Origin of the sequence: Azospirillum isscasi (genome assembly GCF_030849505.1) — a bacterium.
GTDB lineage: Bacteria > Pseudomonadota > Alphaproteobacteria > Azospirillales > Azospirillaceae > Azospirillum > Azospirillum isscasi.
On record NZ_JAUJFI010000297.1, the window covers coordinates 1 to 2,874 of the forward strand.

2 protein-coding genes and 1 pseudogene are annotated in these 2,874 nt (G+C 73.6%); 1 reads left to right on the forward strand and 2 read right to left on the reverse strand.

All coding sequences use genetic code 11. The features are described from left to right. Window positions 1-978 (forward strand): annotated as a pseudogene (locus QSG27_RS28330) (tetratricopeptide repeat protein); the annotation flags it as partial. A 1-nt stretch (window position 979) separates the two neighbouring features. Here QSG27_RS28330 and QSG27_RS28335 read toward each other — a convergent pair. Next, window positions 980-1,240 (reverse strand): hypothetical protein, encoded by a 261-nt coding sequence (locus tag QSG27_RS28335; RefSeq protein ID WP_306712125.1) that lies wholly within the window; start codon window positions 1,238-1,240, stop codon window positions 980-982. Window positions 1,241-1,355: 115 nt separating this feature from the next. Then, on the reverse strand, window positions 1,356-2,874 hold a 1,519-nt coding region (locus QSG27_RS28340), incomplete at its 5' end, for an O-linked N-acetylglucosamine transferase, SPINDLY family protein (RefSeq protein ID WP_306712128.1).

The window sequence follows — 2,874 nt, forward strand, 5'->3', positions numbered from 1 at the left end:
CAGGCGGGGCAGGCGCCGGAAACGCTGCTGGAGCGCGCCGCCCGCACCGCCCTGACGGTCCTGCGCCGGAACCCGCGCGACGCGCGGGCGGCGGCGGCGGTCGCCTATCGCTTCTACCGGCGGGGCCGGACGGATCTCGCCAGCCGCTTCATGCGGCGCGTCTCCCGGCGCTTCACGGCGGCGGAGGTCGCGGCGGATTTCGAGCTTCGCCTGTGGTCGATGGTGCGGGCCGGGCGCCGCGCGCTGGACGGGCTGCCGGAGGCCGACGCCCTGCCGGACTCCTTTCCACCGCTGGATCTGCTGGCCGAGCCGCCCGCGGGGGAGGGGCCGCTGCTGGCGGTGTCCTGCGACGACGGCTATTACCGGCGCTTCGCCACCGGCCTGCTCGATTCGGTCGAGGCACTGGCGGGCGGTGGCGTGGCGGTTCACGTCCATGTCGTGAACCCGTCGCCGGAAACGCTGGCCGACCTCGCCCGGCGGGGGGAGCGGCTGCCGCTGGGCATCAGCCGGGAGCGGGTGGACTTCACCGGCTGGGACGACCACCGGCGCACCACCTATTACGCCTGCATCCGCTTCCTGCGCTGGCACCAGCTCATGACCCGCTGGGGGCGGCCCCTGCTGCATCTGGACGCCGACTGCACGCTAGCCGGGAATGGGGCCTCGGGCATCGGCAGCCTGACGGAACGGATGCAGGGCTGCGACGTGGCGCTGCTGCGCGACGCCCGCTGGCGCGGCCCGACGCGGGAGATCACCGTCTGCTTCGCCGGATTCCAGCCGACTCCGCGGGGGCGGGCCTTCCTGGCGCTGACCGCCGCCTACATCGGGGCGTTCCTGCGCGAGGGCCGCGGTTACTGGATGCTCGATCAGGCGGCGCCCTTCGCCGTGCTCGACGCGCTGGAGCGGCAGGGGGAGGGGCCGCGGGTGCGCTGGTTCGACGTTCTGGACTTCCCCTGGGTCCGTTTCGTCGGCGTGAAGTGACTCAGCAGGGAAGCCGGACGCAGCGCCCGTCCGGGCAGTCGCGGCAGCATTGCCCGCAGACGTCGTCCAGGTCCACGGCGATGCCGTGCCGTTTCAGAACCCCCTGGGCATAGGCCGTGTAGAGGCGCGCCAGGGCCCGCCGGTTGGCGGCCATCGTCTGGGCCCCGACCGTCTGGGCCGCCACCGCATCGGGCACCGGCATCGCGCCGATGGCCTGCTCCACATCCTCGATCGCCATGCGGACAGCCGAAAGTTTCAGCATCCAGGACCTCCCTGGGCGTCGTGACCCATGATCAGTCTGATATATATGATGTGACGAAAAATTCGTGCCCGAACAACCCCCAATCTTCGTGAGGAGGGGTGCCTATCCAAAAGAGCTAGGTGGTTCGTGTAAGATCCCGCAGAGACCGCGCCAGCGCTTCGGCCAAGGCCCGTCCGTCGCAGAGCGGCCCGGCGGCCATGCGCGGGCGCAAGGTCCGGCGCAGCTCCGCCAGACGCTCCGGGTCGGCGGCCCAGCCGGCGGCAAGCTCCACATAGTCCGCCCGGTCGCGGGCGACGCAGCCTTCCACCCCCGCCACGCTCAGGAAAGCCAGGGAATGGCGGCTGGAGAAGGTGTCTCCCGGCAGGGTGACGACCGGAACGCCCATCCACAGCGTCTCCAGCGTCGTCGTGCTGCCGGCGAAGGGGAAGGGGTCCAGCGCCACGTCCACGCGGGCGCACCAGCCCATGTGGGTCCGGCTGTCGGTCGCCCCGGCCAGGATCAGCCGCTCCGGCGCGATGCCCGCCGCGGCCAGACGCGCCCGCCAGCGGGCGGCGGTTTCCGGGCAGGACAGGGCCTTGGTCTTCAGCAGAAGGCGCGACTCGGGCAGACGGGCGAGCAGGGCGGCCCAGCTGGACAGGACCTCGTCCGTCAGCTTGGTCAGGATGTTGAAGACGCCGAAGGTGACGGGCTGGCCGGTCAGGCAGGGCGGCGGGCCGGGATCGGGCGCGTCCGGCGGCGGGTCGTAGGCGATGAAGGCGCCGGGCATGCGCAGGATGCGCTCGGTGTAGAAGCGCTCCGCCCCCTCCGGCACATGGTGGGCGTCGGCGACCAGCGCGTCCATGGCGGCAAGCCCCGTGGTCGCCATGTAACCGGACCACGCCACCTGCACCGGCGCCGGCTTGCGCGCGAAGACGCCCAGCCGCCCGCGGGCGTTGTGCCCGGCGAGGTCGATCAGGATGTCCGGTCGGTCGTTGCGGATCAGCGTTGCAAGTTCGGCGTCGGTCCGGTCGGCGACCGGCACCCAGCGCTCCGCCGCGGCGCGGAAGCGGTCGGTCAGGTCGTCCGCGTCCATCTGGTTGGCGTAGAGGGTCAGGTCCACGCCGAACTCCGGCAGCGCCTCCACCGCCCGCACGGCGAACTGGCCCGCCGGGTGGCGGCGGAAATCGCCGGACAGGATGCCGACGCGCAGGCGGCGCCGCGGCTCCGCGGGCAGGGGGGCGAAGGGCGCCCATCCGGCGCGGAAGGGGGCGCCGTGCGCCGCGTCCCAGCCCCGGTGCGCCTCCAGCACGCGGGCCAGCGTCACGCCGGGCCGGAACAGCTCCAGATAGGCGAGGTTGGAGCGCACCTCCGCCAGATCGGGCCGCAGGGCCAGCGCGCGGCGGTATCCGGTCTCCGCCCCGTCCGGGTCGCCCTGGGTCTGGCGCACCAGCGCGAGGTTCGCGTAAGCCTCCGCCAGATCGGGGCGCAGGGCGGCGCCACGTGCGTAGGCGCGGGCGGCCTCGGCCAGACGGTTCCGCCGTTGCAGCGCGTCGCCCCGGCGCAGAGCGGCCTCCGCGAAGTCCGGACGCACGGCTTCGGCGCGGCGGGCGGCCCGCTCGGCCTCGTCGGGGGTGCCCAGCGCCAGCCGGGCGGCG

Excerpts from the sequence above, each read along its gene's own strand:
- QSG27_RS28335 (WP_306712125.1), bottom strand. The coding sequence starts at position 1,240 with ATGCTGAAACTTTCGGCTGTCCGCATGGCGATCGAGGATGTGGAGCAG.